This window comes from Affinirhizobium lemnae (assembly GCF_022968395.1).
GTDB lineage: Bacteria > Pseudomonadota > Alphaproteobacteria > Rhizobiales > Rhizobiaceae > Neorhizobium > Neorhizobium lemnae.
This window is the reverse complement of record NZ_JALJQZ010000004.1, coordinates 36000-62941: the sequence shown is the minus strand read 5'-3', so window position 1 is coordinate 62941 and position 26942 is coordinate 36000. Positions and strand designations below refer to the sequence as shown.

Annotated in this window: 24 protein-coding genes and 1 pseudogene; 9 read left to right on the top strand and 16 right to left on the bottom strand. The window is 59.4% G+C overall.

The window, feature by feature from the left end; all coding sequences use genetic code 11:
- Nucleotides 1-2: 2 nt before the first annotated feature.
- The 15 genes from MUU53_RS03990 to MUU53_RS03920 all read right to left on the bottom strand — a co-directional run bounded on the left by MUU53_RS03990 (nt 3) and on the right by MUU53_RS03920 (nt 16439).
- Nucleotides 3-902, bottom strand: a complete 900-nt coding sequence (locus MUU53_RS03990; protein ID WP_247259718.1) for a branched-chain amino acid ABC transporter permease — start codon at nt 900-902, stop codon at nt 3-5.
- A complete protein-coding gene (locus MUU53_RS03985) occupies nt 902-1768 on the bottom strand; it encodes a branched-chain amino acid ABC transporter permease (RefSeq protein ID WP_247259717.1) in 867 nt (288 codons plus the stop codon). The genes MUU53_RS03990 and MUU53_RS03985 overlap by 1 nt, the downstream gene beginning before the upstream one ends.
- Nucleotides 1769-1770: 2 nt before the next feature.
- A complete protein-coding gene (locus MUU53_RS03980) occupies nt 1771-2976 on the bottom strand; it encodes an ABC transporter substrate-binding protein (RefSeq protein WP_247259716.1) in 1206 nt (401 codons plus the stop codon).
- A 55-nt stretch (nt 2977-3031) separates the two neighbouring features.
- Complete coding sequence (locus MUU53_RS03975) at nt 3032-3739, bottom strand: ABC transporter ATP-binding protein (protein WP_247259715.1); 708 nt, start codon at nt 3737-3739, stop codon at nt 3032-3034.
- Complete coding sequence (locus MUU53_RS03970; RefSeq protein ID WP_247259714.1) at nt 3736-4500, bottom strand: ABC transporter ATP-binding protein; 765 nt, start codon at nt 4498-4500, stop codon at nt 3736-3738. Before MUU53_RS03970 ends, MUU53_RS03975 begins: the two co-directional genes overlap by 4 nt.
- Nucleotides 4497-5168, bottom strand: a complete 672-nt coding sequence (locus MUU53_RS03965; protein WP_247259713.1) for a TetR/AcrR family transcriptional regulator — start codon at nt 5166-5168, stop codon at nt 4497-4499. Before MUU53_RS03965 ends, MUU53_RS03970 begins: the two co-directional genes overlap by 4 nt.
- A 196-nt stretch (nt 5169-5364) precedes the next feature.
- Nucleotides 5365-6714 (bottom strand): DUF7986 domain-containing protein, encoded by a 1350-nt coding sequence (locus tag MUU53_RS03960; protein ID WP_247259712.1) that lies wholly within the window; start codon nt 6712-6714, stop codon nt 5365-5367.
- 91 nt (nt 6715-6805) lie between these two features.
- Nucleotides 6806-7825: a plasmid partitioning protein RepB gene (gene repB / locus MUU53_RS03955; RefSeq protein WP_247259711.1), complete on the bottom strand. Its 1020-nt coding sequence runs from the start codon at nt 7823-7825 to the stop codon at nt 6806-6808.
- Nucleotides 7825-9021 carry a plasmid partitioning protein RepA gene (gene repA, locus MUU53_RS03950; RefSeq protein WP_247259710.1) on the bottom strand — a complete coding sequence of 399 codons (1197 nt, stop codon included), beginning with the start codon at nt 9019-9021 and terminating at the stop codon, nt 7825-7827. Before repA (MUU53_RS03950) ends, repB (MUU53_RS03955) begins: the two co-directional genes overlap by 1 nt.
- A gap of 263 nt (nt 9022-9284) precedes the next feature.
- Nucleotides 9285-10517, bottom strand: coding sequence for a plasmid replication protein RepC (gene repC / locus MUU53_RS03945; RefSeq protein ID WP_247259709.1), 1233 nt, complete (start codon nt 10515-10517; stop codon nt 9285-9287).
- A gap of 163 nt (nt 10518-10680) precedes the next feature.
- Nucleotides 10681-11661 (bottom strand): plasmid partitioning protein RepB, encoded by a 981-nt coding sequence (repB, locus tag MUU53_RS03940; protein ID WP_247259708.1) that lies wholly within the window; start codon nt 11659-11661, stop codon nt 10681-10683.
- A 69-nt stretch (nt 11662-11730) separates the two neighbouring features.
- Nucleotides 11731-12927: a plasmid partitioning protein RepA gene (gene repA, locus MUU53_RS03935; protein ID WP_247259707.1), complete on the bottom strand. Its 1197-nt coding sequence runs from the start codon at nt 12925-12927 to the stop codon at nt 11731-11733.
- Between the two features lie 353 nt (nt 12928-13280).
- Nucleotides 13281-13790, bottom strand: a complete 510-nt coding sequence (locus MUU53_RS03930; protein ID WP_247259706.1) for a MarR family winged helix-turn-helix transcriptional regulator — start codon at nt 13788-13790, stop codon at nt 13281-13283.
- A 28-nt stretch (nt 13791-13818) separates the two neighbouring features.
- Nucleotides 13819-14577 carry an SDR family NAD(P)-dependent oxidoreductase gene (locus MUU53_RS03925; RefSeq protein ID WP_247259705.1) on the bottom strand — a complete coding sequence of 253 codons (759 nt, stop codon included), beginning with the start codon at nt 14575-14577 and terminating at the stop codon, nt 13819-13821.
- On the bottom strand, nt 14577-16439 hold the full coding sequence (locus tag MUU53_RS03920; protein ID WP_247259704.1) for a feruloyl-CoA synthase: 1863 nt from the start codon (nt 16437-16439) through the stop codon (nt 14577-14579). Before MUU53_RS03920 ends, MUU53_RS03925 begins: the two co-directional genes overlap by 1 nt.
- Nucleotides 16440-16590: 151 nt before the next feature.
- On the opposite strand from MUU53_RS03920, the gene MUU53_RS03915 reads away from it, so the two are divergent.
- Together MUU53_RS03915 and MUU53_RS03910 are read left to right on the top strand one after the other, a co-directional pair.
- Nucleotides 16591-17382 (top strand): crotonase/enoyl-CoA hydratase family protein, encoded by a 792-nt coding sequence (locus MUU53_RS03915; protein ID WP_343229097.1) that lies wholly within the window; start codon nt 16591-16593, stop codon nt 17380-17382.
- A 32-nt stretch (nt 17383-17414) separates the two neighbouring features.
- Nucleotides 17415-18290 carry an amidohydrolase family protein gene (locus MUU53_RS03910; protein ID WP_247259822.1) on the top strand — a complete coding sequence of 292 codons (876 nt, stop codon included), beginning with the start codon at nt 17415-17417 and terminating at the stop codon, nt 18288-18290.
- A gap of 60 nt (nt 18291-18350) precedes the next feature.
- Here the strand turns inward: MUU53_RS03910 and MUU53_RS03905 are convergent, their stop codons facing one another.
- The gene (locus tag MUU53_RS03905; protein ID WP_247259703.1) at nt 18351-18605 is read right to left on the bottom strand and encodes a WGR domain-containing protein; all 255 of its coding nucleotides are present in this window, start codon (nt 18603-18605) and stop codon (nt 18351-18353) included.
- 286 nt (nt 18606-18891) lie between these two features.
- On the opposite strand from MUU53_RS03905, the gene MUU53_RS03900 reads away from it, so the two are divergent.
- From MUU53_RS03900 to MUU53_RS03870, 7 genes and pseudogenes are all read left to right on the top strand, one after another.
- On the top strand, nt 18892-19551 hold the full coding sequence (locus tag MUU53_RS03900) for a peroxiredoxin (RefSeq protein WP_247259702.1): 660 nt from the start codon (nt 18892-18894) through the stop codon (nt 19549-19551).
- A 410-nt stretch (nt 19552-19961) separates the two neighbouring features.
- Nucleotides 19962-21824: a TRAP transporter large permease gene (locus MUU53_RS03895; RefSeq protein WP_247259701.1), complete on the top strand. Its 1863-nt coding sequence runs from the start codon at nt 19962-19964 to the stop codon at nt 21822-21824.
- Nucleotides 21825-21868: 44 nt separating this feature from the next.
- Nucleotides 21869-22879: a TRAP transporter substrate-binding protein gene (locus tag MUU53_RS03890; protein WP_062553658.1), complete on the top strand. Its 1011-nt coding sequence runs from the start codon at nt 21869-21871 to the stop codon at nt 22877-22879.
- Between the two features lie 70 nt (nt 22880-22949).
- Nucleotides 22950-23183, top strand: a pseudogene (locus MUU53_RS03885) (3-oxoacyl-ACP reductase); the annotation flags it as partial.
- 71 nt (nt 23184-23254) lie between these two features.
- Entirely contained in the window at nt 23255-24124 is an 870-nt protein-coding gene (locus MUU53_RS03880) for an IclR family transcriptional regulator (protein ID WP_062553656.1), read from the top strand.
- Nucleotides 24121-25290 carry an acetyl-CoA acetyltransferase gene (locus MUU53_RS03875; protein ID WP_247259700.1) on the top strand — a complete coding sequence of 390 codons (1170 nt, stop codon included), beginning with the start codon at nt 24121-24123 and terminating at the stop codon, nt 25288-25290. Before MUU53_RS03880 ends, MUU53_RS03875 begins: the two co-directional genes overlap by 4 nt.
- The gene (locus tag MUU53_RS03870; protein ID WP_247259699.1) at nt 25287-26924 is read left to right on the top strand and encodes an acyl-CoA synthetase; all 1638 of its coding nucleotides are present in this window, start codon (nt 25287-25289) and stop codon (nt 26922-26924) included. Before MUU53_RS03875 ends, MUU53_RS03870 begins: the two co-directional genes overlap by 4 nt.
- The last annotated feature ends 18 nt before the right edge of the window (nt 26925-26942 follow it).

Below are 26942 nucleotides of genomic sequence, written 5' to 3'. Positions count from 1 at the left end.
GGTTAGGTTTTCCGTGCAGGTTGGATGCGCTCTGGCAGAAGGCCTTGCGGGCGTAGATGAAGGACCAGAAGAAGAGCCGCTCCGACCAGCATTTCACGCAAGGCGGCGGCCTGGAGCGGATCGACCCCTGGCAGCAGTTCGGCCACGAAGCGGGTGCCCTCAAGAAAAGCGACCACCGCATAGGCGCCGATCACGGCGCCCGCTGGTCGGCCCACGCCGCCGGCAGAAACAGCCAGAAAGATATAGATGGTGATAAGCGGCTGAAAATGATCCGGCGAGATGTAGGACTGGAAGTGGCTGTAAAGCGCACCGGCCAAGCTGGCCACGGCAGCCGAAACCGCGAAAGTCTGCAACTTCAGCCGCAGCACCGGTTTTCCGGCGAAAGCCGCTAGCTCCTGATCCTCCCGCACTGCCTTGATGGCCCGACCGAACGGGGAATGGTCGAGACGCCGCAGCAATAGCCACAGCAGGATGACGACAGTGCTGACAAAGACCAGGTAGCCTAGGTTGAAAGCCTGGGAACCGACCATGCTGCGCAAAGGCGCGACAATGCCGGACATACCGTCAGCGCCATGTGTCAGCCAGCGTTCATTCAAGGCAATCAGGCGGATCACCTCCGCCAGTCCAAGCGTCACGATCGCCAGATAGTCGCCGCGCAGCCGCAACGTGCCATAGGTGACGAGGAGACCGACAATGACGCCGGCAAGGAGGGCCGAGCCCAGCCCGACGATAACGGGCGCACCAGCGCCGGTCACGATGGCCGTGGCATAGGCACCCACGGCAAAGAAGCCCGCGAGTCCCAGATTGACCATTCCGACCCCGCCCCAGATCAGGTTGAGGCTGAGCGCCAGCATGGCATAGATGCCGCCGATGGTGAGCGTGAAGAGCAGATAGGACAGCATCACAAAGCCCTTTCGCCAAGGAGGCCGCGGGGCCGAAGCGTCAGAATCAGCAGGATGGCGACAAAGCCGATTGCGGTCTTGTAGGTTGCCGGAAAGGCGAGCAGCGACACTTCTTCGGCCATACCGATCAGAAGAGCACCAACAACTGCACCCGGAATGGAGCCAAGCCCGCCAAGAACAGCTGCGGCAAATATTGACAGAAGAATACGCGCGCCCGTCATCGGATCGATGGAGGTATCGAGCCCAAGCAGAACACCGCCGACGCCGGCAAGCCCTGCACCCATGAAAATGGTGGCCACTGCAATCCGTGTCGGATTGATGCCCTTCAGGCGCGCGAGGTCTGAATTGTCAGCCACGGCGCGCATCGCCTTGCCGAAGGGCGAATAACGCAGGAAGAGAAAAACCGCCGCCATGATGGCGAGAGACAGGAGCATGTTCTGCACCTGCTGCGGCCCGATCCGCAGCGCCAGGATGCGCCAATCCGGTTGAATGGCGAGATCGAAACCGCGCAGATCATTGCCGAACAGGAAACGTACGGCATTTTCCAGCATCAGGTTGAGCGCGATGGAGGCAATCGCGACCGTCAGCACTCCGGCAGGCCGCAGGCGGGCAAGCGTCACCTGCTCGGCGGCAACCCCCACCACCCCGGACACGCAGAATGCGATGAGAATGATCCAGACGATGCCAAGGCCGAAGGTGGAATTCAGCCACCACCCGGCAAAGGCGCCGATTGTCGCATAGGCGGCAATGGCGAAGTTCGGATATCGCAGCACTGCGTAGATGGCGGAGAAGCCGATGGCGGGGATTGCGATCAGCATACCCGTCATCAGACCGTTGAGCAGGTTCTGGGCCAGATTGACCAGCATCGTCAGGCGATCTTCACGAGGGTGAGCTTGCCGGCCCGCACCTGATCATAGCGGAACTGGCAATCGATGATGTCGCCGATATCGGTGAAGTCACAGGGGCCGCTCGCACCATCGTAGTTGATTGGGCGTCCTTCCGCAATGAGCTTCAAGCCGTCTACGGCATTGTCGACCTTGACGCCGTCAGGTGACTGGGAGACGGCACGGATTTTGCTCCTGATCGCCTCGCCGGAGGCCTGCCCTGCAGCCGCTATTGCCAGAAGCACCAGATTGATGTGATCGTAGATCTGCGTTGTGTACGGATCCGGCGAGGCCACGCCTGTCAGCGAGACCAGCGCCTTGTAGGCTTCGGAGCCTGCAGCCGGTGACGGCGAAATGGTAAAGATCCCTTCGGCAAGTTCCGGTTGCACCGTATCGAGAAGCTTCTGGTTGACGGAATATCCGAAAGCGATCTTTGTTCCGGTGAAGCCGCTACGGTAGATATCCTTGAGCAGCACCGAGGTATCTGGCGTGTAGCCGCCGAGGACGATCGTATCCGGCGCATAGCGCAGCATCTCATCCACTTCCGAACGGTAGGAAGGCTTTTTGTCGTCGTAGATGTATTTGCGGCTTTCACCGCCGACCTTGGTCAGCGCTGCCTCGATTGCCGCATACTGGCTGTCGGCAAATGGGGTCTGCGGCGACAAATAGAAGACCTTCTTGCCACCCTGAGCCACGGCAAATTCACCGAACTTGCGCCCCTGCAATGCTGTGTTTGGCTGCGTGCGAACCAGATAGCCCTGATGCGGCAGGAGGGTGATGGCATCCGCACCGGAGACCGTGCACAGGAAGGTTTTCGATTCCCAGCATAGCGGCGCAACAGCTGTCGTCACGGAAGAAGCCCATGTGCCGATGATGGCCGAGACCCGGTCGACATCAATCAGCTTGCGGGCCGCACGCACTCCGGCTTCGGGGTTGGTCTGGTCGTCCTCTGACACGATTTCGACCATGCGACCTTTGACGCCGCCGGCGGCATTGACCTTCTCGACGACGGCCTTGACGGCCTTCACCATGACCGGACCATAGGGGCCACCGGCGCCGGTGAGCGGCGTAAGGGTGCCGATACGGATCGGCCCATCCTGCGCAAGCAAGGAACCAGGCAGAAAGGATGCGCCGGCAACGGCGGCTGAAGCTGCCAGAAAGGAACGGCGATCTAGGTTCAAAGTCGTCATGCTGCTCTCCTCTTTGTCGTTATGATTGTGGGGTATGGATGTATTTCTCAGCCCGTCAGCCACCCAGAAACAGAGGGCGGATCTCCGGGTCTGCCGCAAGAGCCGGCCCTGGGCCATTTGCCGCATTGCGGCCGGTCACAAGCACATAGCCACGGGTCGAGATTTCCAGCGCTTCGACGGCGTGCTGCTCGACCATCAGGATCGGCATGCCTTCGCGGTTGAGTGCTGTTATGGCATCGAAAAGCGCATCCGCTGCTTTTGGCGAAAGCCCGGCCGTCGGCTCATCAAGTAAAAGCATCTTCGGCGCACTCATTAGTCCCATAGCCATGGCAAGGATCTGCCTCTGGCCGCCGGACAGGGTGCGCGCCAGTGCCTTGCGCTTTTCCGCCAGGAGCGGATAGCGCTCATACATTGTCTCACGGCGCGAGACGGCCTTGGCGCGATCATGATAGGCGCTGATCAAAAGATTATCGGCCACCGTCAATGTGCCGAAAACATTGCGCTCCTGCGGAACGAAGGAAATCCCGGTGGCAGAACGGCCCAGCGCATCAAGACCGGTGACATCGCGCCCGCCAAACTGCACTGTGCCGCGGCGGACGGGTACCAGGCCGGCCACCAGCTTGAGCAAGGTGGATTTTCCCGCGCCGTTCGGCCCGATAATCGTTACGATCTCACCGGCATCGACGGTGATAGAGGCTTCCTTCAGGATTTCCTCAGCCGCTCCGTACCCGGCGACGACCTTTGCGACATCAAGAATGGTCAATGCCGCCTCCCAAGATAGGCTTCCTGAACGTCACGGTTTTCTGCAACCTCATCAAAACCTCCTTCGACCAGCTTGCGGCCTTCGGCCATGACAATCACCGGATTGCAGAGACGACGGATCAATGCCATGTCATGCTCGATCAGGCAGATCGTGATGCCATCGGCATTGAGCGCCAGAAGATGAGCGGCAATCTCTTCCGTCAGGGTGGGATTCACGCCCGCCATCGGTTCATCGAGAAGGATGAGTTTGGGATGCGCCATCAATGCGCGCCCGATCTCCACGAGCTTTTTTTGCCCCCCGGAAAGAGCAGTGATCGGATTGTCTATGACATGGTCAAGCCTTAGGCGCCTCGCTACCGCCAGCGCTTCTTCCGAAAGCTCTTCCTCGCGCTGTCGCGCCACCTTGCTGCCCGTGATCGCGGCCCACAACCCTTCGCCGGGTTGCGCCTGCCCGTACAGAATCAGATGCTGGAAGACGCTGAGCTTTGGAAAGCCGCGGGCCAGTTGAAAGCTGCGCACCATTCCGGCCTTGACGAGTTGTGCCGGTCTAGCTCCGGTCACATCCCGCCCGGCCAGCAGGACCCGTCCGCCATCCGGCGGATAAAGACCCGAAAGAACATTGAATAAGGTCGATTTGCCTGCGCCATTCGGGCCAATGAGCCCCGTGATGCTACCTTCCACGATGTCCAGATCGACGCCGGTCAAGACCTGAACGCCATAGAAGGATCGTGTCATCCCGCGCACGGACAGAAGCAGTGTCATGAAAGGGCTCCGTTGGCAGAAGTGACATTCAATTGCGGCTCGCTCGCAGGCTTATCCGGCGAGGGAAACAGCCGTCGAACCTCGGATTTCCAGAAAGTCAGCATCTGGGCGTAATAGCCTTGGTCGTCGCGCAGGATCGTCTGGGCGATCATGCCTCGGACCACGCACATGGTCGTATTCATCACCAGCCGGGTATGGTCTTCAGGTGCCCCCTTCTGACGGGCAAGGGCAGACCAGATGGCATCGAGGCCCGCATGGAAGCGTTTGACCACCGGCACGAGGCGCGCCTTGAAATCAGCGTTGTGGCGGGTCTCCGGCAGATATTCCATGGTCACGTAGAAAAGCCGGTCCGACATGAACTGCCAGATGTAATCAACGATTTCGTCCGTCGATCCTCCGCGGCGCGCGAACTCTTCGGCGAAAGCAAACAGCTTCTCGTTAACCTCATCCAGCATGGAAGCGATCGCATCGATAAGAATATCTTCCTTGCTGGAGAAGTGATGTGTCATCGCGCCTCGAGACAGACCAGCGACCGCCGCGATTTCCACCGTCGAGGTGCGTGAAAATCCCTTCTTGTACAGCACCTCAATCGTCGCCTGGCGGATGCGCGCAAGCGTTTCTGCGCTGCGTTCTTCCTGCGTACGTGCTGTCTTTTTTCCTACTGCCACGAGTTCACTCCCTTCGGTCAACGGTGCTGGATAGTCGAGACCGATTAAGAAACAGGCACGCCTGTTTTGCAATCAGATTAGGGATTCTATTTTACGAACAGTCAAGTCGGTTTGTTTATGAAATGGAAATTTTTTAATTTTCTTCAGAGGCAGCTTGGCGTCAGTACATAATTGGGACACAGACATACTGTAGTGGTTATTGGCGCAGGTCGATGACCCCAAGTTCATGCCACATCCATTCAAAGCTGTATGTCGCCATAGGATCGGCCGGGTTCGGCTGCCGGGACGATTGATTTTCAAGATATTTGAGCCATTCGGCGACCTTCTTGCGACCAGCGGCTGATTTTACGGCCTGTCGCGGCGTCTTATTGCCAAGCATGCCGACCGGCTGATCAAGAGTGTCACGATATTGCCGGTCCATGAACTGGTGAACAACCTGCTCGGCAATTTCGGGCGGGATTTTATCTGCGGGGGCTTCTCCATCACAAAGCGGCCGCTCAGCCATCATTTGTTCGATAGTACGGATTTCTGTCAGCGGAACACGCACGAGATCCCCGACAGCCTGTTGGATCAGTATGGTTCCCATGTGAGCGCGCTCTGCCGAGTTGGTCGACAGATGCAAGAATTTTCCCTTTAACTCGACATTTCCCAGCACGCGCGCACCGTTATCCATCGTTGCATCAAAGGACGGTCCAGTTTGCTCGCGGGCACCATGCTTCGGCTTTTGTTCGAGCCAGTTCCAGAATTTTGCATTTTCCTGCGCCATGCCGGGAATATTGCTCACCCGAGCGGCAATAGCCTTCTGGGTCACGCCGGTAGCGAGAGGAAACCTTACGTCATGGAACACAAGTTCATCGCCATCGGCGTTCTGCATCGAAGGCAGGCCCATGGCGCGCTCAAGCGTATCGAACAGCCATGAAAGTGTGAACATGGAGGCTGCGGCCCGAAGTTCTTTGTCCTTGATGGCCGGTAGCTTCTTTGTATTCTTTTTGCCGAACATCTGCCGTAGGCCATCGAACAGCGCATCGGTGGCTGTCGGCGTGAATGGCAAAAGGCCACCAGCAAAGACATTCTTGCCCAAGACAGGTACAATGCGGGCGGCGATCTGATCCCATTGCTTCAGTGTTTTGGTGGCCGTTCCCTCACTGACGATGATCGGCTCGCCACCGCGAATGAGGTCGCGCGCAATCAGCGATTTGCCCGGCACGATCTCACTGACCTCGTAAAGGCTCATGACGGACGTGCGCAATGCCTGCATGTAAGCCTTTACTTGTGCATTTTCCTTCCAGCCTCGCCGTTTGAGATATTCGTCGACGATATTGCCGCCCTCGACCTCGAAGTCCTGGGTCAGAAAATCCTCGAAGGCGCAGCCCCAGAGCGTCATGGCCCAGTTGTCACCAAGGATCTCGGCAATGTCCTCGAAATCCATTTCGCCTGCCTCCAGGACGGGTCCGAAATGGTCTTCAAACACCTCATCGAAGCAATCGCGCCATTCTTCCCGGGCAAGGAATTTCATCAGGCCTTTCAGGTCATGGCTGGTCGGCATGAAGGGTCTCCAGATTCTAGCGGACATTGCGGATCAGATTGGCCGCAGCAGTCCCTGTGGACATCTGTAAACGCGCAGTATGCGGTGAACTTCAGTTCTCCCCTGCCCGCTCACGATAACTTGCATAAAGCCGCTCGAGATCCGCTTGGAGGAAGGCGGCGAAATGCTCCGCGTCTGCTGCCTCGATCGCGACAACCACCTTCTTGCCGCTCCCTGAAAAGCTGACACGCATAGCCTTGTCAGTCGCGACCCAGACGCTCTGCTCCGGCTTGTCCTTGCGCAACGTGGTCTTGCCCTGCCGGGCGGCTCGGAAGGCAAGCTCGAACCGTTCATCGCTTTCGGCTTCCGCAACCCCTGCCCTGCTCAGCACCTCGATGATCTCGTCCGCCACGGTGTCATTCAACAGGTCGACCAGTTCCAGCCAGCGACGTCGGCCAACAGAGGGTGCCGGGCCGATGAGAGAGACGATCGTGAAAGGCACCTGCTTTGCCACCTGCAACATGCGTGACAAGGCCGCCTTGTCGATGCCGAGCGCAGACATGATGATTTCGCGGGAAAAATCCCGCTGTTCCAGCTTCATCGCAAACAGTGCACGTTCGATATAGGAGAGATTGGCACGCGCATTGTTCTCCTGTCCCTGGCTGACGACGAGCTGTTCGTCGGTCAGGCTGCGCACGACAGCTCGAACCCGGATGCCCAACTTCTGACAGGCGGCTACCCGTCGATGCCCATAGGCAACCTGATAGCGCCCTTCCCTTGTCGGATGCGGGCGAAGGAGAACCGGTACCTGTTGTCCATGCTCACGGATCTGATCTGCCAGTTCGTCCAGCTGCCGCGGATCAAGTTCCAGACGGTCGGACACGAAGGAGCTGTCGATAAGGTCCGTATCGATTTCGATGACGGCGGCGCCCTGCAGGAGCTGTGCTTCGATTTCCCTGGCGCGCTCGACGGAGGAATTGATGCTGCCGAGCGTCTTCGAGATCCCTCCTATCGCGCCACTTGCCTTCAGCGGACTGCCCAATCCGGCAAGCGGTCGGGCCGGAGGCGTCTCGGTCGAGGGGGTGGCAGCAGCGTTGCGTTCTACGGCTTCGATCAGGTTCTTGCGTGCCATTATTTGCGCCCCCAGGTCGTCTTGACCAGTTGTTCGATTTCGCCGTTGACGGCATTGAGTGCTTCGATAGCGCGGTCATAGGTGCCACGTGTAAACTGCGTTCGTTCCACCTCGTAAAGCGTCTGCTTGGTCACGCCCGCATCCGAAATGGCTGTCGATTTCAGCATGGGCGTATTGAGCATCCGATTGCCGAAAATGGCGCGCATGAAGCCCGTCATCTGGCTTTGCGGGCCGTCATTCGGCTCAAAACGGGTGACAAGGTACCGCATCCAGTCATAGCTTGTGCGCCCCCCTGCCCGCTCCACAACGGCCATCAATTCGCTCGTCATGGCCAGAAACTGGCTCATTGACATCACATCCAGCATCTGCGGGTGAATGGTGATCAGCACGGACGTCGCCGCGCACAGGGCGGACATGGTGAGAAAGCCGAGCTGTGGCGGGCAATCGATGACAACCAGATCGTAAAGCTCCTCGATCTGGCCCAGTACCTCGCCGATCCGGGCAAAAAACATCGTGCTGTTGGCCCCTTGCGCCATGAAGCGCGGCGTATCGTGCTCGAACTCCATCAGTTCCAGATTGCCGGGGATGAGATGCAGGTTCGGAATGTAAGTCGAGCGCACGATCTCGGTAATTGCCACTGGCTCTTCGTAGCGGATCGCACCGTAAAGCGTTTCACCCTCACCCACATCGAGCTCTGGCTGGTGTCCATACATGGCGGACAACGATGCCTGTGGATCGAGATCAACCGCCAGCACCCGGTAGCCAGACAAAGCAAGATATTGCGCCAGATGTGCGGCTGTCGTCGTCTTGCCCGAGCCTCCCTTGAAGTTCATGACAGCGATGACCTGAAGGTGCTCCCCGTCTCGTCGATGGGGAACATATTTTGGCGCGCCGTTCTTCTCGTCGAGGACACGACGGATCAGGTTCATGTCATCGGCACTGTAGAGCCGTCTTCCATTGGGAAGAGGGGAGGGGACATTCAGCTCTCCTGCCAGTTGGCGAAGATAGGCCTCGCCAATGCCAATGAAAGATGCTGCTTCGCCCGGCGCAAACTGGCGGATTGTCTTTGCCGACGTGGGCGGGAAGACGCGAGCCTGATGAAGCTGCAGCTGCCGCTGCAACTCCTGCGCATCGGCCGCGAGCATGGATGGCAGATGCTCCTGTTCCGTAGACGCAGGATTTCGTTGATGCAGCATTTTAGATCTCCAGTAGCGCAAATTTTCTTCATTGGGCAGAAATAGCGCTACTCACATAAAAGCTGATTCGTGAAGAATGCACAAACATCGGCTCGATTTCGTTGCAACGTGCCAGTGCCTATCATCGTGTCGAAACAGTTGTCCGCGGACAACGGAACGACCGGTCAATGCATCACCGCCACTGTTGTCCGCGGACAACAGGCTGTTCAGCACCAGGCCAACAGCCTCTCCGATGATAGGGTCGAGACAGATTCCGATCCATCTCATCCGGCAGAGGCATCCAGGTCATGCGCACCGGGCCTTTCCCCTTGCGAGCGCAAAAGTGCCATCAGGACCGGCCCCAATGAAAACTCACCACGCCGGGTTTTGGATGTCAGATCCCGCAGATAGCCACCGGCGGATTGGATATGGCCGGATCGTTCCAGCATACAGGCAAGCGTGATGGCAGCATTCTCCGGCCCCATGGCGTCACAGGCATCCTGATAGGCGGAGGGACTTATTCCCAGCATCGAACGGACAACCACCGCGGCGCTCATCAAATCTCGCCAGTTCGCAACCGCCCCGCCTGGGCCATAATCGACGATTTGCGGGCAGGCCCGTAGCACCATGGCAAGCGGAAAGGCTTTCTGCAGCACCGCCCGGTCATTGCGTGTCGGTCGCTGCGCCGCGCTCTCGTCTTTTCTAAAGCGAGGTTCAAATTCAGTGATGGACTCTGGATTTGAATTCTGTATGTGACGCCCATTTTGGTTGTCATTGCTCTCTGGATTTTGTGTTTTCAGCAGCAATTCCAGCCGGTTGATGATCTCGTCACGCAAAAGCTCAAGTTCATCGAGAACGTTTTCCACGATCTGCCTGCCTGGGGCGCGGGGGAGGCGGGCAAGAATGGTGATGTAGCTTTCTTCGATCTGCGACCAATCTCCGTCAGCACCTTCCTCCATCGCAGCCGTCAAAAGCTTACGAATGTCGCGACGGCAAATGGTCAAGGCCTCCTTGGCACGGCGGAACGCCTGCGCTTCGCGGACAACATCCTGCGCAAGATTGGCCAATTCTGAGGCGCGCTGGACCAGAGGCCGCAGGTCGAAGCCAAAGGCGTTCTCGATGTCGCCAGCCTGCGACCGGCGCGCATAGCGCTTTCCGTTCGGGCTGTCGCGTCGGTCGATCAGCCCTGCCTCGACGAGTGCGGCCAGATGCCGACGAAGTGTCGTGCCAGCAATCCCATGCGCCCGCAGTGACAATTGGGCGTTCGATGGAAACACGACGAGGCTGCCATCCGGTTTCAACTCATTGCCCGGATAGAAGGTCAGGAGTGCATCCAGGACGGCAATCGCGCGATCCTGCAATCCAAGGCGCTGGCGCGCTTCGGCCACGTCGCGAAACACCTTCCATTTGTCGACTGAATGCGCCGGGGGAGGGCCCCCGCGGTCCAGTTGCCCTTTCACGAGCGCAAGCGACACCCGCCGCTGCCCGAAGGGCGTCGTTACATTTCCACTCTGCATGGTCCTTCACCTTTTCAAAGGCAAAAGAAATCCGCTCACCAAAACGGTGCCAAAGACTCTTGACTGCGATTCATGGAAATGCGATTCTGATCTTGCTACAGATTGAGAAGGGCTTCCACGACGGTAACGTTTGGGGGCCTTTTTCTTTTGCGGTCGATAATCCTCACGAGTTGCGTTTGCGATATTTGGCGTAGAGATCGTCCAGATGCTCGGCAACGAATGCGCCGAAGCCGGCCGCATCCTTGGCCTTTGCATTCTTGCTTTTCAGGGCAAGAGTGTAACTGTTCCCGTCACTGCGGATATTGGCCGAGAGCGCCCGATCCCGCGCGGACCAGATCTCGCGTTTCGGCTCTGGGCGGTAACCCGCAATCTTCTTTCGGGTCAAAGCATCCATGACGAAGGCAAAGCGGGCATCGCCATCAATGCCCTCAAGGCTGGTCTGCGATAGAATCCGGCGCAACTCTTCCAGCACGCGCGGGTTCTCAAGCAGGTGCTTGAGTTCGTACCAGCGGTCGCGACCCGGCGATCTCGCACCACCGATGGCCGACAGAATGTCCTGCGGCATGCTGGCGACCGACAGCATTTTAGAGAGCGTTGCCTTGTCTATAGAGAGCGCGGTCATGACCGTCAGATTGTCGCCGTCGTAGTTCAGTTCGCTCAGTCGTTTTGCGAAGCGCGCCCTTTCGATGAAGGAGAGGTCGGAGCGCGCCGAATTTTCCTGGCCCTGTGCAATGACATGATCACGATCGGAAATGGCTTTGACGACAGCGCGAACGGGTCGGCCGAGTTCGCTCGCCACCCGCAATCGCCGATGCCCAAAGACTACCATGTAGCGTGCAGCATCGGATGGATGCGGCCGCACGAGGATCGGGCTCGTCTGACCCTGCTCCCGGATTGCCGCCTTCAGCGTCTCGAAGGCGTTGCGGTCATCCTCCAGCCGATCCTGCACGAAGGAGACATCGACGGTCGCCGGATCAAGGTCTACGACAGTCTCGCCTTCCAGAAGCTTGTCGGCGCGCGCCGCCAGTTCATCGATCGTGGAGATGATCGAGCGCGAGGCGCCCTTGACCGTATAGTCCAAAGCGACCGGGTTTGCGTCAGTCTGCTCCGTCATGACATTGGCGAAAGGGTTCTTACGCGCCATGAAGCAATCTCCTGCCTAACCCACGGAGAGACTTGCGAAAAACAGCAAAGTTGACGGCGGTCAACAGCATCACAGACGCCCCCATGCCCGGTGGATGAGACCCTGGATCTCGAAGTTGACGGCATCCAGGCACTCGATGGCCCGGTCGTAGGTCGCGCGGTTGAAGTTATTCCGCTCAACTTCATAAAGCGTCTGCTTGGTCAGGCCAGCGTCAGAGATCGCCGTCGACTTCAGCATCGGCTGGCGAAGGATCTCTTCCGCAAGCATGGACTGCATGAAGCCCAGCATCTGGGCCTGGGGCACATCGGTAGGCTCGTAGCGGGTGATCAGATAGCGGAGCCAATCCATTTCCACATTGGCGCCGGCCCGTTTGATCGTCTTGGTGATGTTTCCGAGCATTAGAAGGAACTGGCTCATCGACATGAGATCCAGCATCTGCGGATGAACGGTGATCAGTACAGAGGTCGCGGCCGTCAGTGCGGTCAGCGTCAGGTAACCGAGCTGCGGCGGGCAATCGAGCACGACCACATCGTATCGGTCATCCACATCGGAAAGCGCCTTGCCGAGACGAGTGAAGAAGCGCTTGCCCTCAACTGAGGTCTGCATGGAAAGCGGCGTATCGTATTCGTATTCCTGCAGCTCGAGATTGGCCGGAATGATGTCGAGATCCGGAAAATTGGTCTGCTGGATGATCTCGGACAGGGGCTTGCGCGCATCATCGTAGCGTATGGCGTCGTAAAGCGAAGGGTTGCGGTCAAGCTCCGGCTGGAACCCGTGCAGCGCCGAGAGTGACGCCTGCGGGTCGAGATCAATCGCCAGAACGCGGTGCCCGGTGAGGGCCAGATGCTGCGCGAGATGCGCCGTCGTCGTGGTCTTGCCGGAACCGCCCTTGAAGTTGACGACGGCAATCACTTGCAGCTTGTCGCCGTCCTTGCGGTGCGGCACATATTTCTTGGCGTCGGATTTGCCGGTGCGATCCAGAAAATGGCGCAGTTCGCGCATCTGCTCGCCAGTGTAGAAGCGACGTCCGCCGGTGGAGGTCGTCGGCACCGGACCCTTGCCTTCCAGATGCAGCCGCTTCAGATTGTTGGGGCTGACACCCAGATAATGCGCCACTTCGGCCATGGAGAACAGGCGCAACGTCTTGCGGGCGTTTGGTGGAAACTTGTCCATACGAAGCTGGTCAAGACGACGCGAGATCTCTGCCCCCTGAAGCAGGATCTTCTCGTCGAACTCGAAAGACGGCAACCTCGTAAAGGCGTTCATGAACTGCGACCGTTCTGGCGATAAAATGGACCAAATTACAAAACTGCCGCCAGTATCGGCCATTTGCGGGATGTGACAAGCGATAAATGGTTAACGTATTTTCCCACCACCCGTAGAAACTGGCAGCTAAACCGCTGACTCCTTTACGAATTTGGCTATTTCACCAAATGGCGACCCTGCGCGGAAAGATGCGGCCAGGGGCATTTTCAAGGAACGGATTCACAGGAATCTGTGTCTCTGGCGCATGACAGACCGGCTGGGCGCTGTATGAGAGCCCGAATCGCGAGGTCTTGGGCCCGACTCAACAACCTGAATCGATTCGTATTTCTGTGCGCAGGCGCGGTGTGAGGCGTTCAATCTGCCTCATCCACCATACGCAATTCAATGCTCTGGCGCGCCCTGAGGAGCAATTGCCGCAGCATCGTCAATTCAGCCGGGCTGAGATCGGAGAAAAGCTTTTCTTCATGGGCGATCACTTCGAGATCGACGGCCTCGATCAGCGCCATCCCCTCGGGTGTCGCCAGAAGCGCATGGCTGCGACGATTGTTCTCGATCGGGTTGCGCGTCAGAAGTCTGCGGGTGGAGAGCTCGTCCACGATCTGGACCAGATTGGAGCGTTCGAGCTTCAATGCCTCCGCCAGCCGCGTCTGATTGATGCCCGGACAGCGCACGACGACCGAAAGCACGGAATAGGAAATGATCCGCAGGTTGAAGGGAACAAGAACGCGGGTCAGATCACTCTGAACCAGATTCAAGAGGCGCTTGAGGTCATAGCCGACGAAACGCGTCAAATGCGCATCAGCGGAGGGGGTCTCCGGCTCCTGCGTCTCTGCCTTCACCTTCTCTGCCGCCTTGCGAACCATGCACACTCCGTCTTCAATTCTGCCCTGCCTATTTCGGGGGCAAGCGAAGCGCCCCGTCAAGCCGGATCACTTCGGCGTTCAGATACCGGTTGGTCAAGGCGAATATGACTGCATCCGCAAATTCAGCAGGATCGCCAAGGCGAGCGGGGAAGGGGATGGACGCCGCAAGACCCTGCTGCACTTCCGGCGGAAGTTCTGCCAGAAGCGGGGTGAGAAAGAGGCCCGGCGCGACCGTGTTGACACGGATCCCAAAGCGGGAAAGCTCGCGCGCGGCGGGCAGGGCGAGAGAGACGATGCCGCCCTTGGATGCCGCATAGGCGGCCTGCCCCAACTGCCCGTCAAAGGCCGCCACCGAGGCGGTGTTGACGATTGCGCCGCGTTCTCCCTTGGCGTCGGGTTCGTTCGCCTGCATCCGCTCTGCCGCAAGCCGCAACATGTTGAACGTTCCGATGAGGTTCACGCGGATCGTCTTCTCGAAATCGCCGAGCGGCATGGCACCGTTTCGCCCAACGATACGGGCAGCTCCGCCAATGCCTGCGCAATTAACGAGACCGCGCAAAGAACCGTTGAGGGAAATCGCCCCATCAAGAGCTATCCCGACGGCCTCATCAGTGACGTCAAGCTCGAGTGAGTAACCGGAAATTTCTGCCGCGACGCGTTCGGCAGCAGCCTTGTTGCGGTCGATGACGGTCACACGCGCACCTTGAGCGGCAAGGGCCCTGGCGGTTGCCTCCCCGAGACCAGACCCGCCGCCCGTAACGGCAATATGCGAGCTTGCAAGTTCCATCAGCGTTTTCCTTTCCAGATGGCATGTACGACGCGTGGATCGTCTCCGTACAGCGCTTCGGCGAGATCCGCGCGTTCGCGCAGGACAGCGCGCTGGTTGACCGATCCCTTGTCGGTGACCTCGCCCTTGTCGAAGTTCAGCGGCTCCTTGAGAAGCATGGCGGCAACCACGCGCGCGGCGCTGCCGGTGGCCGCTTGGGCATGAGCGCTCAGCCTCTGTTCCAGAGCGGAGCGGACGACAGGATGTACCGCAAGCTCTTCCGGCGGCAGCGATTGAAGACCGTCTGCCAGTTCGCGGATGCGCGGCCAATTAGGAACGAGAAGCGCACGAAGGTCATCCCTTTCGGCGCCGGCGATGACGGCATCCGATATCAACCCGCCGAGAGCATCCACAAGTCGGCTCCGCAACTGGCCGACCGCAACCCAGGTGCCGGTGGCGAGCTTGAAGTTCTCCGCCAGCCGTCCATCGAACAGGAAGCCACCGGCGGGATCGCCCGGCACGGCAAACCGAAGCGCATCGCCCAGTTTGTAGAAGCCGTCCTCATCGAAAGCCTGGCTGGTGAGCGGGGCATTACGCCAGTAACCGGGCGTGATCGAAGGGCTTTTCAGCCGCGCTTCGAGCTTGTCTTCCTGCGGAACCAGCTTCAGCGTGACGCCAAGCGCCGGAACACCCACATTGCCCGGCCTTTCCTTCTTGTCCGTATGATAGAGCGCAAATGGACCGGTTTCCGTGGCTCCCAGCCCCGATACGAGCGGCACTCCACCCTCCACATGGCGTTCGGCAAGAGCCTGCAGGCGATCCCAGACGGCCTGGCTCATACCGGCACCCGCATACATCATCATGCGCATGCGGGAAAAGAAGGTGCGGGCAAGCGTTTCATCCGTCTCCAGCACATCCAGGAGATATTGATAGCCCACCGGCACGTTGAAATACCAGGTCGGGGCAATCTCCCGCAAATTGCGAATGGTGGCGTGAATGCCGTCCGTCGTCGGGCGTCCGTCATCAATGTAATAGGAGCCACCATTATAGATGGCCATATTGAAGACCTTGTTGCCGCTGGCCGTATGGTTCCACGGTGCCCAGTCAATAATGACCGGCGGCTCATGGATCAGGAAATCATAGGCTTCGCGGATCATGGCCTGATTGGCGCAGAGCATGCCATGCGTCTGGATGACAGCCTTGGGACTGCCGGTCGTGCCGGATGTAAACAGGAATTTCGCGATCGTATCTGGCGTGACGGCATCATGTGCCGCCTGCATGGCCGCGGTCGGTGCCGTGTTCAGGACATCATCATAGGCGATGGTTTCCCGGTCCTGCGCCACACCCGTCAGGCTGACCAGCGGCACATCCGGCCCGAGAACCGCGCTGATGGCCGGAAGATATCGCTCCGCATGATCGGCAAACACCATGCCAGGCGTCAATTGCTCCACCACAGAGATGAGCTTGCTGCGATCTTCCCCGGACAGGGCATAGGCGGGCGCGAGAGCCGCTGAGGGAATGCCCGCATGCTGCGCCCCCAGCGCCATAACGGCATGGGGAATGGAGTTGCCAGACAGGATGAGAAGCGGGCGCTCTACTGAAATGCCACGCTCGACCAAAAGGCTGGCGACGGCTTCAATCGCGCGGCGACCCTCTGCGTAGCTAAGCGTTTGCCAACCATCAGTACCGTTGCGCTGACCCATCCAGACCTGGTCGGGATGGGTTTGCGCCCAGGCCATGAAGCGTTCTGTGATGCAGCGCGGATAGGCTGGAATAGCCCCCTCCTGGCGAACGATAATCGAGCCATCCGCCTGAGTTTCCATAATGATTCGCGGTGACGTCTCTTTGGTCGCGACGGCCATGCGGACATTATCGAATGCCATGGTGCTCCTCCCCCCGAGTGCTCCAGAAATGTTATCTGACATAAATGTTTACACACACAGCCGCATTTGGGCAATAGATGATTTACACTGAAACTGTTATGTGACATTACAATTAGCAGTGAGGATGAGAATTGAGCAAGCGGGGCGGACCATGAACATGGCAAATCAGGAACCTATCAGCTACGAACTCGATGGCGAGATCGCCATGATCGGTCTCCGGCGGCCGGAGAAACGCAATGCCGTGAGCGACCGCGTTGTAGAGGCGCTAAATATCGCGATCGAGCGCGCCCAGGACGAAGCAAAAGCTGCCGTGATTTTTGGCGAAGGCACGCATTTCTGCGCGGGCCTTGATCTTGCCGAACACATGCAGAAGCCGCTGATCGGCGCCGTGATGGGCTCGCGCCGCTGGCACCGGATTTTCGACGGTATCGAACGGGGTGCGATTCCCTTTGCTGTCGCCTTGCAGGGCGCGGTCGTCGGCGGTGGCTTCGAACTGGCAGCGGCCTGCCACCTGCGCGTAGCGGACGAGACGGCGTTTTTTGGCCTACCCGAAGGTCAGCGCGGCATTTTCGTCGGCGGTGGCGGCTCGGTGCGCATTGCGCGGTTGATCGGCGCACAGCGCATGGGCGATATGATGCTGACGGGGCGCACCGTAGGACCGGCGCAAATGGAGGTCTGGGGCGGCGTCAACTATGTGGTTCCTACCGGAACCGCTCTGGAGAAGGCTAAGGAACTGGCTCGGCTTGCCGCGCAGAATGCACCCATGTCCAACTATGCGATCCTGAACGCGCTTCCGCGCATTCGCGACATGTCTTCCGAAGACGGGCTGTTTACGGAATCGCTGATGTCGGCGCTGGCCTCCGCCACGCCCGAGGCAAATGAACGCCTGCGTGCTTTTCTGGAAAAGCGGACGGCACGCCTGAAGGCACCGGACGCAGAATAGGAACCGGCGAGGGGAGGAGAAACACTATGGCAATGAATCTCGATGAACTGATTGCAATCGACTTCCATACGCATGCGGAGGAGCCCTGCTGCGGCCCGCGCGATGACGGCTATCTGGAATTCCAAGCCGCGATGGCGACCTATTTCCGCAATCCTGCCGGTGCGAACGGCATGTTGCCGACCGTGCAGGAAACCGCAGCCTATTACCGCGAGCGCAAGATTGCTGCCGTGATCTTCGGTGTCGATGCCGAGCGCGAAACCGGTTTCCGCCGCTACAGCAATGAGGAAGTGGCGCAACTGGCCGCCGAAAATAGCGACATCCTTATTCCATTTGCCTCCATCGACCCGGCCAAGGGCAAGATGGGCGCGCGCGAAGCACGCCGTCTGGTGCGCGAATTCGGCGTGAAGGGCTTCAAGTTTCATCCCACCATGCAGGGCTTCTTCCCAGACGACCGCATGGCCTACCCGCTCTATGAGGCCATTCAGGAAGAGGGTGCCATTGCGCTGTTTCATTCCGGCCAGACCGGGGTTGGCTCCGGCATGCGTGGCGGCATGGGCATGCGGCTGAAATATTCGCGGCCTATCCATGTCGATGACGTCGCGGTGGACTTTCCCGACATGACGATCGTGCTGGCGCATCCCTCCTTCCCCTGGACGGAAGAGGGGCTTTCGGTGGCTACCCACAAGCCGAACGTCTACATCGACATGTCCGGCTGGTCGCCGAAATACTTCCCGCCGATCTTCGTGCAATATGCCAATAGCATTCTGAAGAAGAAGATGCTGTTCGGCTCCGATTGGCCAGCCCTGACGCCCGAACGCTGGCTGAAGGATTTCGAGACCATCGGCATCAAGGACGAGGTGCGCCCGCTGATCCTGAAGGAAAACGCCCGCCGCATTCTGAAGATGTAAGTTTGAGACCGGAGACTTGTCCGATACCGAAGCTTATGAAGTAGCAGCGGTGTGACAGGTCTATCGAAGGCCAGGCTCCCGGTAGCCCTTGCGCCGCTTCTCCCGCTCGAGGCGGAGGAGGGCGGCGGTTGCATCGTCTTCGGCTTCGAAAGTCTGCATCATGGTTTGCCCCGACGAACCGATACGGCCCCAGTTGCGAGTAACCGAGACACCGCCGAAGAGTGTCGGCTGGAGGCTAAGCAGGTAGAAGCGGTGCATGTTCCGCTCAGGGTCGATGCGATGGAGATGAACCGGTGCCGTTTGTTTTCCTTGCATGGCCGGATTCTCTGGCAATAACCGTATTTCGTCCAACGAATTGCGTGAATCGGTTTTCCCCAACCGATTCACGCAATTGATGCGTCCTTTTCGATGCCTGTAGCCCCAGCCCCTAGCACTGTACCAGGACCATTGGAGCAGAAAGCGGAACCGTCCGGGAAATTTAACTCAATCCGGCGCCTGAGAAGCATTTCCGTTTCTTCACGGAACCCAAATTGACAAGACGGTGCTTTCACTCCGTCACGATTTGCACGTTAACTGGGCCATCCAAGGAGGATTCTCGACTATGAGTTTGCGCATCAACCAGACTGCACCGGATTTCACCGCAGAGACCACGAAGGGAACGATCAGCTTTCACGACTGGATCGGCGACAGCTGGGCCGTACTGTTCTCTCACCCGAAGAATTTCACGCCTGTCTGCACGACCGAACTGGGCGCGATGGCTGGCCTGCAGGGCGAGTTTGCCAAGCGCAATGTGAAGGTCATCGGCATTTCTGTCGATCCGGTCGATAGCCATGCGAAGTGGAAGGACGACATCAAGGTCGCGACAGGCTTCGAGGTGGACTATCCGCTGATCGGCGACAAGGACCTGAAGGTCGCCAAGCTTTACGACATGCTGCCGGAGGATGCAGGCAATTCATCGGAAGGCCGCACGCCAGCCGACAATGCGACTGTGCGTTCCGTCTACGTGATCGGGCCTGACAAGAAGATCAAGCTGATCCTGACCTATCCGATGACGACGGGCCGCAACTTCGATGAAATCCTGCGCACGATCGACTCCATTCAGCTGACGGCGAAGCACCAGGTGGCAACGCCCGCCAACTGGAAGCAGGGCGATGACGTGATCATCACGGCGGCCGTTTCCAACGAGGATGCCGTTACCCGTTTCGGTTCGTTCGACACCGTTCTGCCATACCTTCGCAAGACCCGCCAACCGGCAGGCTGACGGCGTTCCGGCGCGAACGTTCCTCGATTTCGCTCTCAGCAGAAACAGAAAAAGACGAAGGCCGCTGCCCCCCGTAGCGGCCTTCGTGCTTTCGGCTCACAGCCGTAATCAGGGGACGCGAACCGCACTTGCGAGCGAAGTCTTCGCAGCGCATCCATCTGGAACTCCGGACATCTCAAGATTTACATAATTAGATCCACAATATGGATCTATCGCAAGTCGTATTTTACTCCTAATGACCGCAGATTTCAGTTGTATTAGCGCTTTGTGCTTGGTATCACGGCATCAAGATTGAAATACGATCCACATTGCGGATCAAGAATGTCGTTGAGGAGCGGCTTTCGGGACTTCCGGCGAGGATCGGACTGACAATCGCTATCGTTGCCCATGGGAGGGGAGGCCCGTCGACAATGACGACCAATGAGGTCCTTGTTCTGGATGGTGAGCTTCTGCATGAGGGAGCGTCATCGGGTTCCCCGCTGATGCGGCCGGTTGAATTCGTTGCGGCCATTCTGCTTGTCGTGATGATCGGCCTTCTGCTTCTCGGCGTGACCTCGCGCTACGCCCTGCATCTGCCGATCGTCTGGATCGACGAGGCGGCATCTTTCTGCTTCCTGTGGTTTGCCATGCTGGGTTCGGCAATCGCGATTGATCGCAACGAGCATTTGCGGCTTACACTCTTTCTGCGCATGGTGCCGGACCGGTTGACCGGCTATGTGACGGCTCTTGCGCTGGTGCTCGTGGCCACCTTCCTCGGCGCCATGCTGATGCCATCTCTCGACTATGTCATGGAAGAGTGGGCCGTTACTTCCGCTGCCCTGAACCTGCCGATGAGTTTTCGCGCCTCCGCGCTGCCATTCGGCATCGTGCTGATGCTGGTTCTGGTGATCGCCAATCTCTTTCGCACGTCCAGCCTGAACCAGATCGTCCAAGCAGTCCTGACCGTGGCCGTCGTCGGATCTGCGCTCTGGCTGCTGTCGCCCGTCCTCGAGCAACTTGGCAATATCAACATCGCGATTTTCCTGTGCGGATTTGCAGCGCTCTTCCTCGTTCTCGGCGTTCCGATCGCCTTCTGCTTCGGGCTCGCAGCACTGTCCTTCCTGGTGTTCACCACCTGGGTGCCGCTGATCGTCATGGTCGGGCGCGTGGACGAAGGCATGTCCGGCATCATCCTGCTCTCGGTGCCGATCTTTGTTCTGCTCGGCTGCGTGCTGGATGCGACCGGCATGGGCAAGGCAATCGTGGACCTGTTGTCGACGATGTTCGGCCATGTCCGGGCCGGGATGTCCTGGGTGCTTCTGGGCTCGCTCTTCCTCGTGTCGGGCATTTCCGGCTCGAAGGTCTCGGACATGGCGACCGTTGCACCGGCCCTGTTTCCGGAGATGAAGCGGCGCGGCCACAAGCCGAAGGAAATGATTGCGCTTCTGGCAACAGGCGCGGCCATGGCCGATACGGTGCCGCCCTCGATCGTTCTCATCGTGCTCGGCTCGGCAGCCGGCGTTTCGATTGCAGCCCTTTTCACCTCCGGCTTTGCCATTGCCATGGTTCTGCTTTTGGCGCTTGCGGTTCTTGCCTGGGTCAAGGCGCGTCATGAAAACATGGATGGCGCGATGAAGGCCTCCTGGCCGATGGCGGGCAAGGCGGCGCTGGTTGCGGCGCCCGCGCTGGTGCTTCCCTTTCTCATCCGTTCGCTGGTGGGCGGCGGCGTGGCAACCGCAACCGAGGTTTCGACAATCGCGGTTCTCTACGCAATGGTGATCGGCGCCGTGCTTTATGGCGGGATTTCGCTGAAGACACTCTATCGGATGCTGGTCGAGACCGCGGCGCTTTCCGGATCGATCCTGATCATCCTTGGAACCGCATCCGCCATGGCCTGGAGCCTGACCCAGACCGGCTTTGCCTTCCAGCTCAGCACCATGATCGCCGGACTGCCGGGTGGCTGGGTCACCTACATGATCGTCTCGATCCTGATCTTCATGCTGCTAGGCTGCGTGCTGGAAGGCCTTCCTGCCATTGTTCTTCTGGCACCGATCATGTTCCCGATCGCCAAGGCGGTCGGCATCAACGACGTGCATTATGCCATGGTCGTCGTCGTTGCCATGAATATCGGCCTGATGGCGCCGCCCATCGGCATCGGCTTCTACATCGCCTGCAAGATCGGCAACGTGTCACCGGACGAGGCCATGGGTGCGATATGGCCCTATCTCGCGGCCATGGTGATTGGCCTGCTCGTCATCGCCTTCGTGCCTGCACTATCGACCATCCTGCTCTGAGGAGGGCAGGAGGAACCATGTTTTCTTTGGGAGGAGAAACGAAAATGCTCATCAATCGACGCACTGTTCTGGCAGGTGCCGGATCCGTGGCACTGACAACAGCCTTTGTTTCCCGCGCACGGGCCGCGGAGTTCAATTACAAATATGCCAACAACCTTCCGGCGGCGCACCCGATGAACGTTCGGGCCAAGGAAGCGGCGGACCTGATCGCCAAGGATACGAATGGCCGCGTTGCGATCAACATCTTTCCAAGCAGCCAGCTGGGCGCCGATACCGACATGCTGAGCCAGGTGCGCTCCGGCGGCGTGGAGTTCTTCACGCTGTCGCCGCTCATTCTCTCCACACTCGTTCCGAACGCCTCGATCAGCGGCATCGGCTTTGCCTTTCCCAACTATGACGCCGTCTGGAAGGCCATGGATGGCGACCTTGGCAAATATGTGCGCGGCGAGATTGCCAAGCAGAATCTTGTCGCCATGGATACGATCTGGGATAACGGCTTCCGCCAGATCACCAGCGCGACAAAGCCGATCAAGTCTCCGGCGGACCTGCAGAACTTCAAGATCCGCGTGCCTGTCAGCCCGCTCTGGACCTCGATGTTCAAAGCCTTCAAGTCGGCACCTGCCAGCATCAATTTCGCCGAAGTCTATACTGCCTTGCAGACGGGCGTCGTCGACGGCCAGGAAAACCCGCTGGCCATCATTTCGACGGCCAAGCTGTTCGAGGTGCAGAAGTTCTGCTCCGTGACCAACCATATGTGGGATGGCTTCTGGTTCCTCGCCAACAAGCGCGCCTGGGAACGCCTGCCGGAAGACCTGCGCGGGATCGTTGCCAAGCATCTGAACGAGGCGGGCAAGAAAGAACGCGAAGACGTTGCCAAGCTGAACGCCTCCGTGAAGGACGATCTCGTGGCGAAGGGCATGACCTTCAACGATACCGATGCCAGCCTTTTCCGGGCTGCGCTGAAGGAAGCAGGCTTCTATTCCGAATGGAAGGCCAAATACGGCGACGAGGCCTGGGGCATTCTCGAAAAGGCCGTTGGTTCCAGCCTCGGCTGATTGCAACGACATGGGGGTAGGGCAATGGCTCTGCCCCTGCTTTCCCTTTGAACAATGGCGGAGCCCAATCGTGGCAGGCAGGCTTTCAGGAAAACGCGCAATCGTCTTCGGCGCAGGCTCGTCCGGCCCCGGTTACGGGAATGGCAAGGCCGCCGCGATGGAATATGCGCGCGAGGGAGCGCAGGTCGCCTGCGTCGATCTGGTTCTCGATGCGGCTAACGAGACCCACCAGCTCATCGCGCAGGAGGGCTTCGCCTCCATTGCGATTGCCGCAGACGTGACCCGGCAAGCCTCCGACGAAGCGAAGTTCATCACCGGGGTCTGCCTGCCGGTGGATGGCGGTCAGAGCTGCGCCATGGGGGCGTTTTCCTGACCATGGCAACCACGATCCAGAAATCGGCACGGGACGAGGGAGAGCTGAAGGGCGCCCAGGCGGTCGATCGTGCGCTCACGCTTCTTTCCATGGTCGGTCGTCATGCCGAGCGCGGGGTGGGACTGACGGATCTCGTGGTGCAGAGCGGGTCCAACAAGCCGACGGTGCGCCGCCTGCTGCTTGCCCTGATGCGCGCGGGCCTCGTGGAACAGGACGAGACCACACGGAGATACTATCTTGGGGAAGAGGCCTATGTGCTGGGCACGCTCTCTTCCCGTCGCTTCGGTTTGCTGCAGATGGCGCAGGACGGGCTGCGGCGTATTTCACGGCGAACGGAGGATTCAAGCTTTCTCTCCGTCCGGCGCGACACGTTCTCGCTCTGCCTCTATCGCGAGGAGGGCACATGGCCCGTGCGCACCCATGCCCTGCAGGCGGGGTTCGAGCACCCGCTCGGCATCGGTGCCGGATCGCTTGCCATGCTGGCTGCGCTGCCGGACCGGGAGATAGACCAGATTCTGGCCGCCAATGCCGAGATCATTGCCGACAAATATCCGATGATTGCAAAAGATCAGCTTCGAGACGGCGTGGAACAGACGCGGGCAAACGGCTATTCGCTCAATCCGGGCCTCATTCTTGCCAATTCCTGGGGCGTTGGCGTGGCGATCCGCAACCCGGACGGAAGCATTGCGGGCGCCCTCAGCATTGCCGCCATCGACAGTCGCATGCGCCCTGAGCGGCAACCGGAACTGGCCGCCATTTTGCGCGAAGAAGTCGGACGCATCGAAACCCGCATCGGCGAGATGATGGCCAGTCGTTCGCCATCGCGCGCAGAGCCCGATCAACGAAGACAGGCCAGGAGAGCAACATCATGAGCAAGGCACAGATCGTCGGATGGGCTCATTCGCCTTTCGGAAAATCCCCGCTGGAAAACACCGAGCAGCTGATGGCCTCGGTCGTTGCACCGGCTCTCGAGCATTCCGGCATCGGAGCGGCAGATATCGACGGCATCTTCGTCGGGGTCATGAACAACGGCTTTTCGAAACAGGATTTCCAGGCGGCTCTTGTTGCCATGGGCGATGAACGACTGACCTATACACCCGCCGTTCGCTTTGAAAACGCCTGCGCCACGGGGTCTGCGGCCCTCTACAGCGCCATGGACTTCATCGAGGCGGGGAGGGGGCGGATGGCCCTTGTGGTGGGCGCCGAGAAAATGACCGCACTGCCGACGGCGGAGGTGGGGGATATCCTTCTCTCGGCCTGCTATCGTGCCGAAGAGGGCGACATTCCGGGCGGATTTGCGGGGCAGTTCGGGCGCATTGCGCAGGCCTATTTCCAGCGCTATGGCGATTGCTCGGAAGAGCTGGCGATGATTTCGGCCAAGAACCACGAAAACGGCGTTTCCAATCCCTATGCGCATATGCGCAAGGATTTCGGCTTCGACTTCTGCAACACGGTTTCCGAGAAAAACCCCTATGTGGCCGCGCCGCTTCGGCGCACCGATTGCTCGCTGATCTCTGACGGTGCGGCGGCCCTTGTGCTGGCGGACGAGGAGACAGCCGCGCCCCTCTCGCGCGCCATCGGTTTTCGCGGGCGCAAGCATGTGAACGATGTGCTGGCGCTCAGCCGCCGCGATCCGCTTGCCTTCGAAGGGGCGAGACGTGCCTGGGCGGGCGCCCTGGAGCTTGCCGGGGCAAGCCTTGACGATCTTTCATTTGTCGAGACGCATGACTGCTTCACCATTGCCGAACTCATCGAATACGAAGCCATGGGGCTCGCCAGACCGGGCGAGGGGAGGCACGTGGTGCGCGAAGGCCTGACGGCCAAATCCGGACGACTGCCCGTCAATGCATCCGGCGGATTGAAGGCCAAAGGCCACCCGATCGGCGCAACCGGCGTTTCCATGCATGTGATGGCGGCCATGCAGCTTTCCGGCGAGGCAGGCGACATGCAGGTTAAGATGTCAGGGCTTGGCGGCGTGTTCAACATGGGAGGAACCGCCGTGGCCAATTACGTTTCCATCATGGAGCGGGTGCGATGACGAGGAGCGATCAGGCTGCTCCACTGGGAGGCGTTTCTCCCGCAACGACGCGCGTCATGAACCTCGCGCATTTCCTGACGCAGTCTGCCCGACGCTTCCCCAACGCGATCGGCTTCGTCTGGGGCGAGCGGCAATGGACCTGGTCCGAGCTTGAGGCGCGGGTCGATGCCATGGCCGATGCGCTGGTCTCGCGCTTTGGCGTGCGAAAGGGGGACCGCATCCTCGTCCAGTCTTCGAACAACAACCAGATGTTCGAGTCGATGTTTGCCTGCTTTCGCATCGGGGCCGTCTGGGTGCCGACCAATTTTCGCCAGTCACCGGACGAAGTCGCCTTTCTGGCGCAGGCGAGCGGGGCGAGGGGCATGATCTGCCATGCGGCGTTTCCTGCGCATGCTGACGCCTGCCAGCAGGCAGCGCAAATGGACTTCGTGATTACGATCGGCTCTGCCGGTTTCGGTCCCGACTACGACGTCATCGTGGAAGAGCATTTGGGGAAAAAAGCAGAGAGCCCGCCGATTTTCCGCGATGATCCCTGTTGGTTCTTCTTCACCTCCGGCACGACGGGGCGCCCGAAGGCAGCCGTTCTGACCCATGGCCAGATGGCCTTCGTGATCACCAACCATCTTTGTGACCTGATGCCCGGCACCGGGCCCTCCGATGCCTCCATCGTGGTTGCGCCGCTGTCGCACGGGGCAGGGGTTCACCAGCTTGTTCAGGTGGCGCACGGAGTGAAAACCATTCTGCCGGCCGCCGAAAAGCTGGACGTTGCGGCAATCTGGCAGCTGGTGGAGCGATGGAAGGTATCCAACCTGTTCACCGTTCCCACCATCCTGAAGATGCTGATCGAGGATCCGTCGGTGGACCGCTTCGATCACTCCTCGCTTCGCTATGTCATCTATGCCGGTGCACCGATGTATCGCACCGACCAGAAGCGGGCGCTGGCAAAGCTCGGACCGGTTCTGGTGCAATATTTCGGCCTCGGCGAAGTGACGGGCGCGATCACCGTTCTTCCGCCCCACCTTCATTCGGCGGAAGACGGGCCAGAGGCCCGGATCGGCACCTGCGGCTATGACCGCACCGGGATGCAGGTCGAGATCCAGGACGAGGCAGGTCGTGAAGTCGAGGCGGGCACGACGGGCGAGATCTGCGTCATCGGACCGGCCGTCTTTGCGGGCTATTACAACAATCCGGAAGCGAACGCGAAAGCGTTTCGGAATGGCTGGTTCCGGACCGGCGACCTGGGCCACTGGGATGCGGACGGCTTCATCTATATCACGGGCCGCGCGTCCGACATGTATATTTCCGGCGGCTCGAACATCTACCCGCGCGAGATCGAGGAGAAGATCCTTGCGCATCCGGATATCAGCGAGACGGCCGTGCTGGGCGTTCCGGATCCCGTCTGGGGCGAAGTCGGCATTGCCGTTTGCGTGACGCGGGAGGGCGTCGCAGCCAGTAGCATCGATCTCAGGGCTTTCCTTGAGGACAGGATTGCCCGCTACAAGCTGCCGAAGGCGGTCATCTTCTGGGATTCCATGCCAAAATCGGCCTATGGCAAGATCACCAAGAAGATGATCCGGGAGGAACTGGAAAGGCGCGGCGAACTGCCGGTGTTTGGCGAGACGGAAAACGCCTGAGGCGTCGTCGCAGGGCAG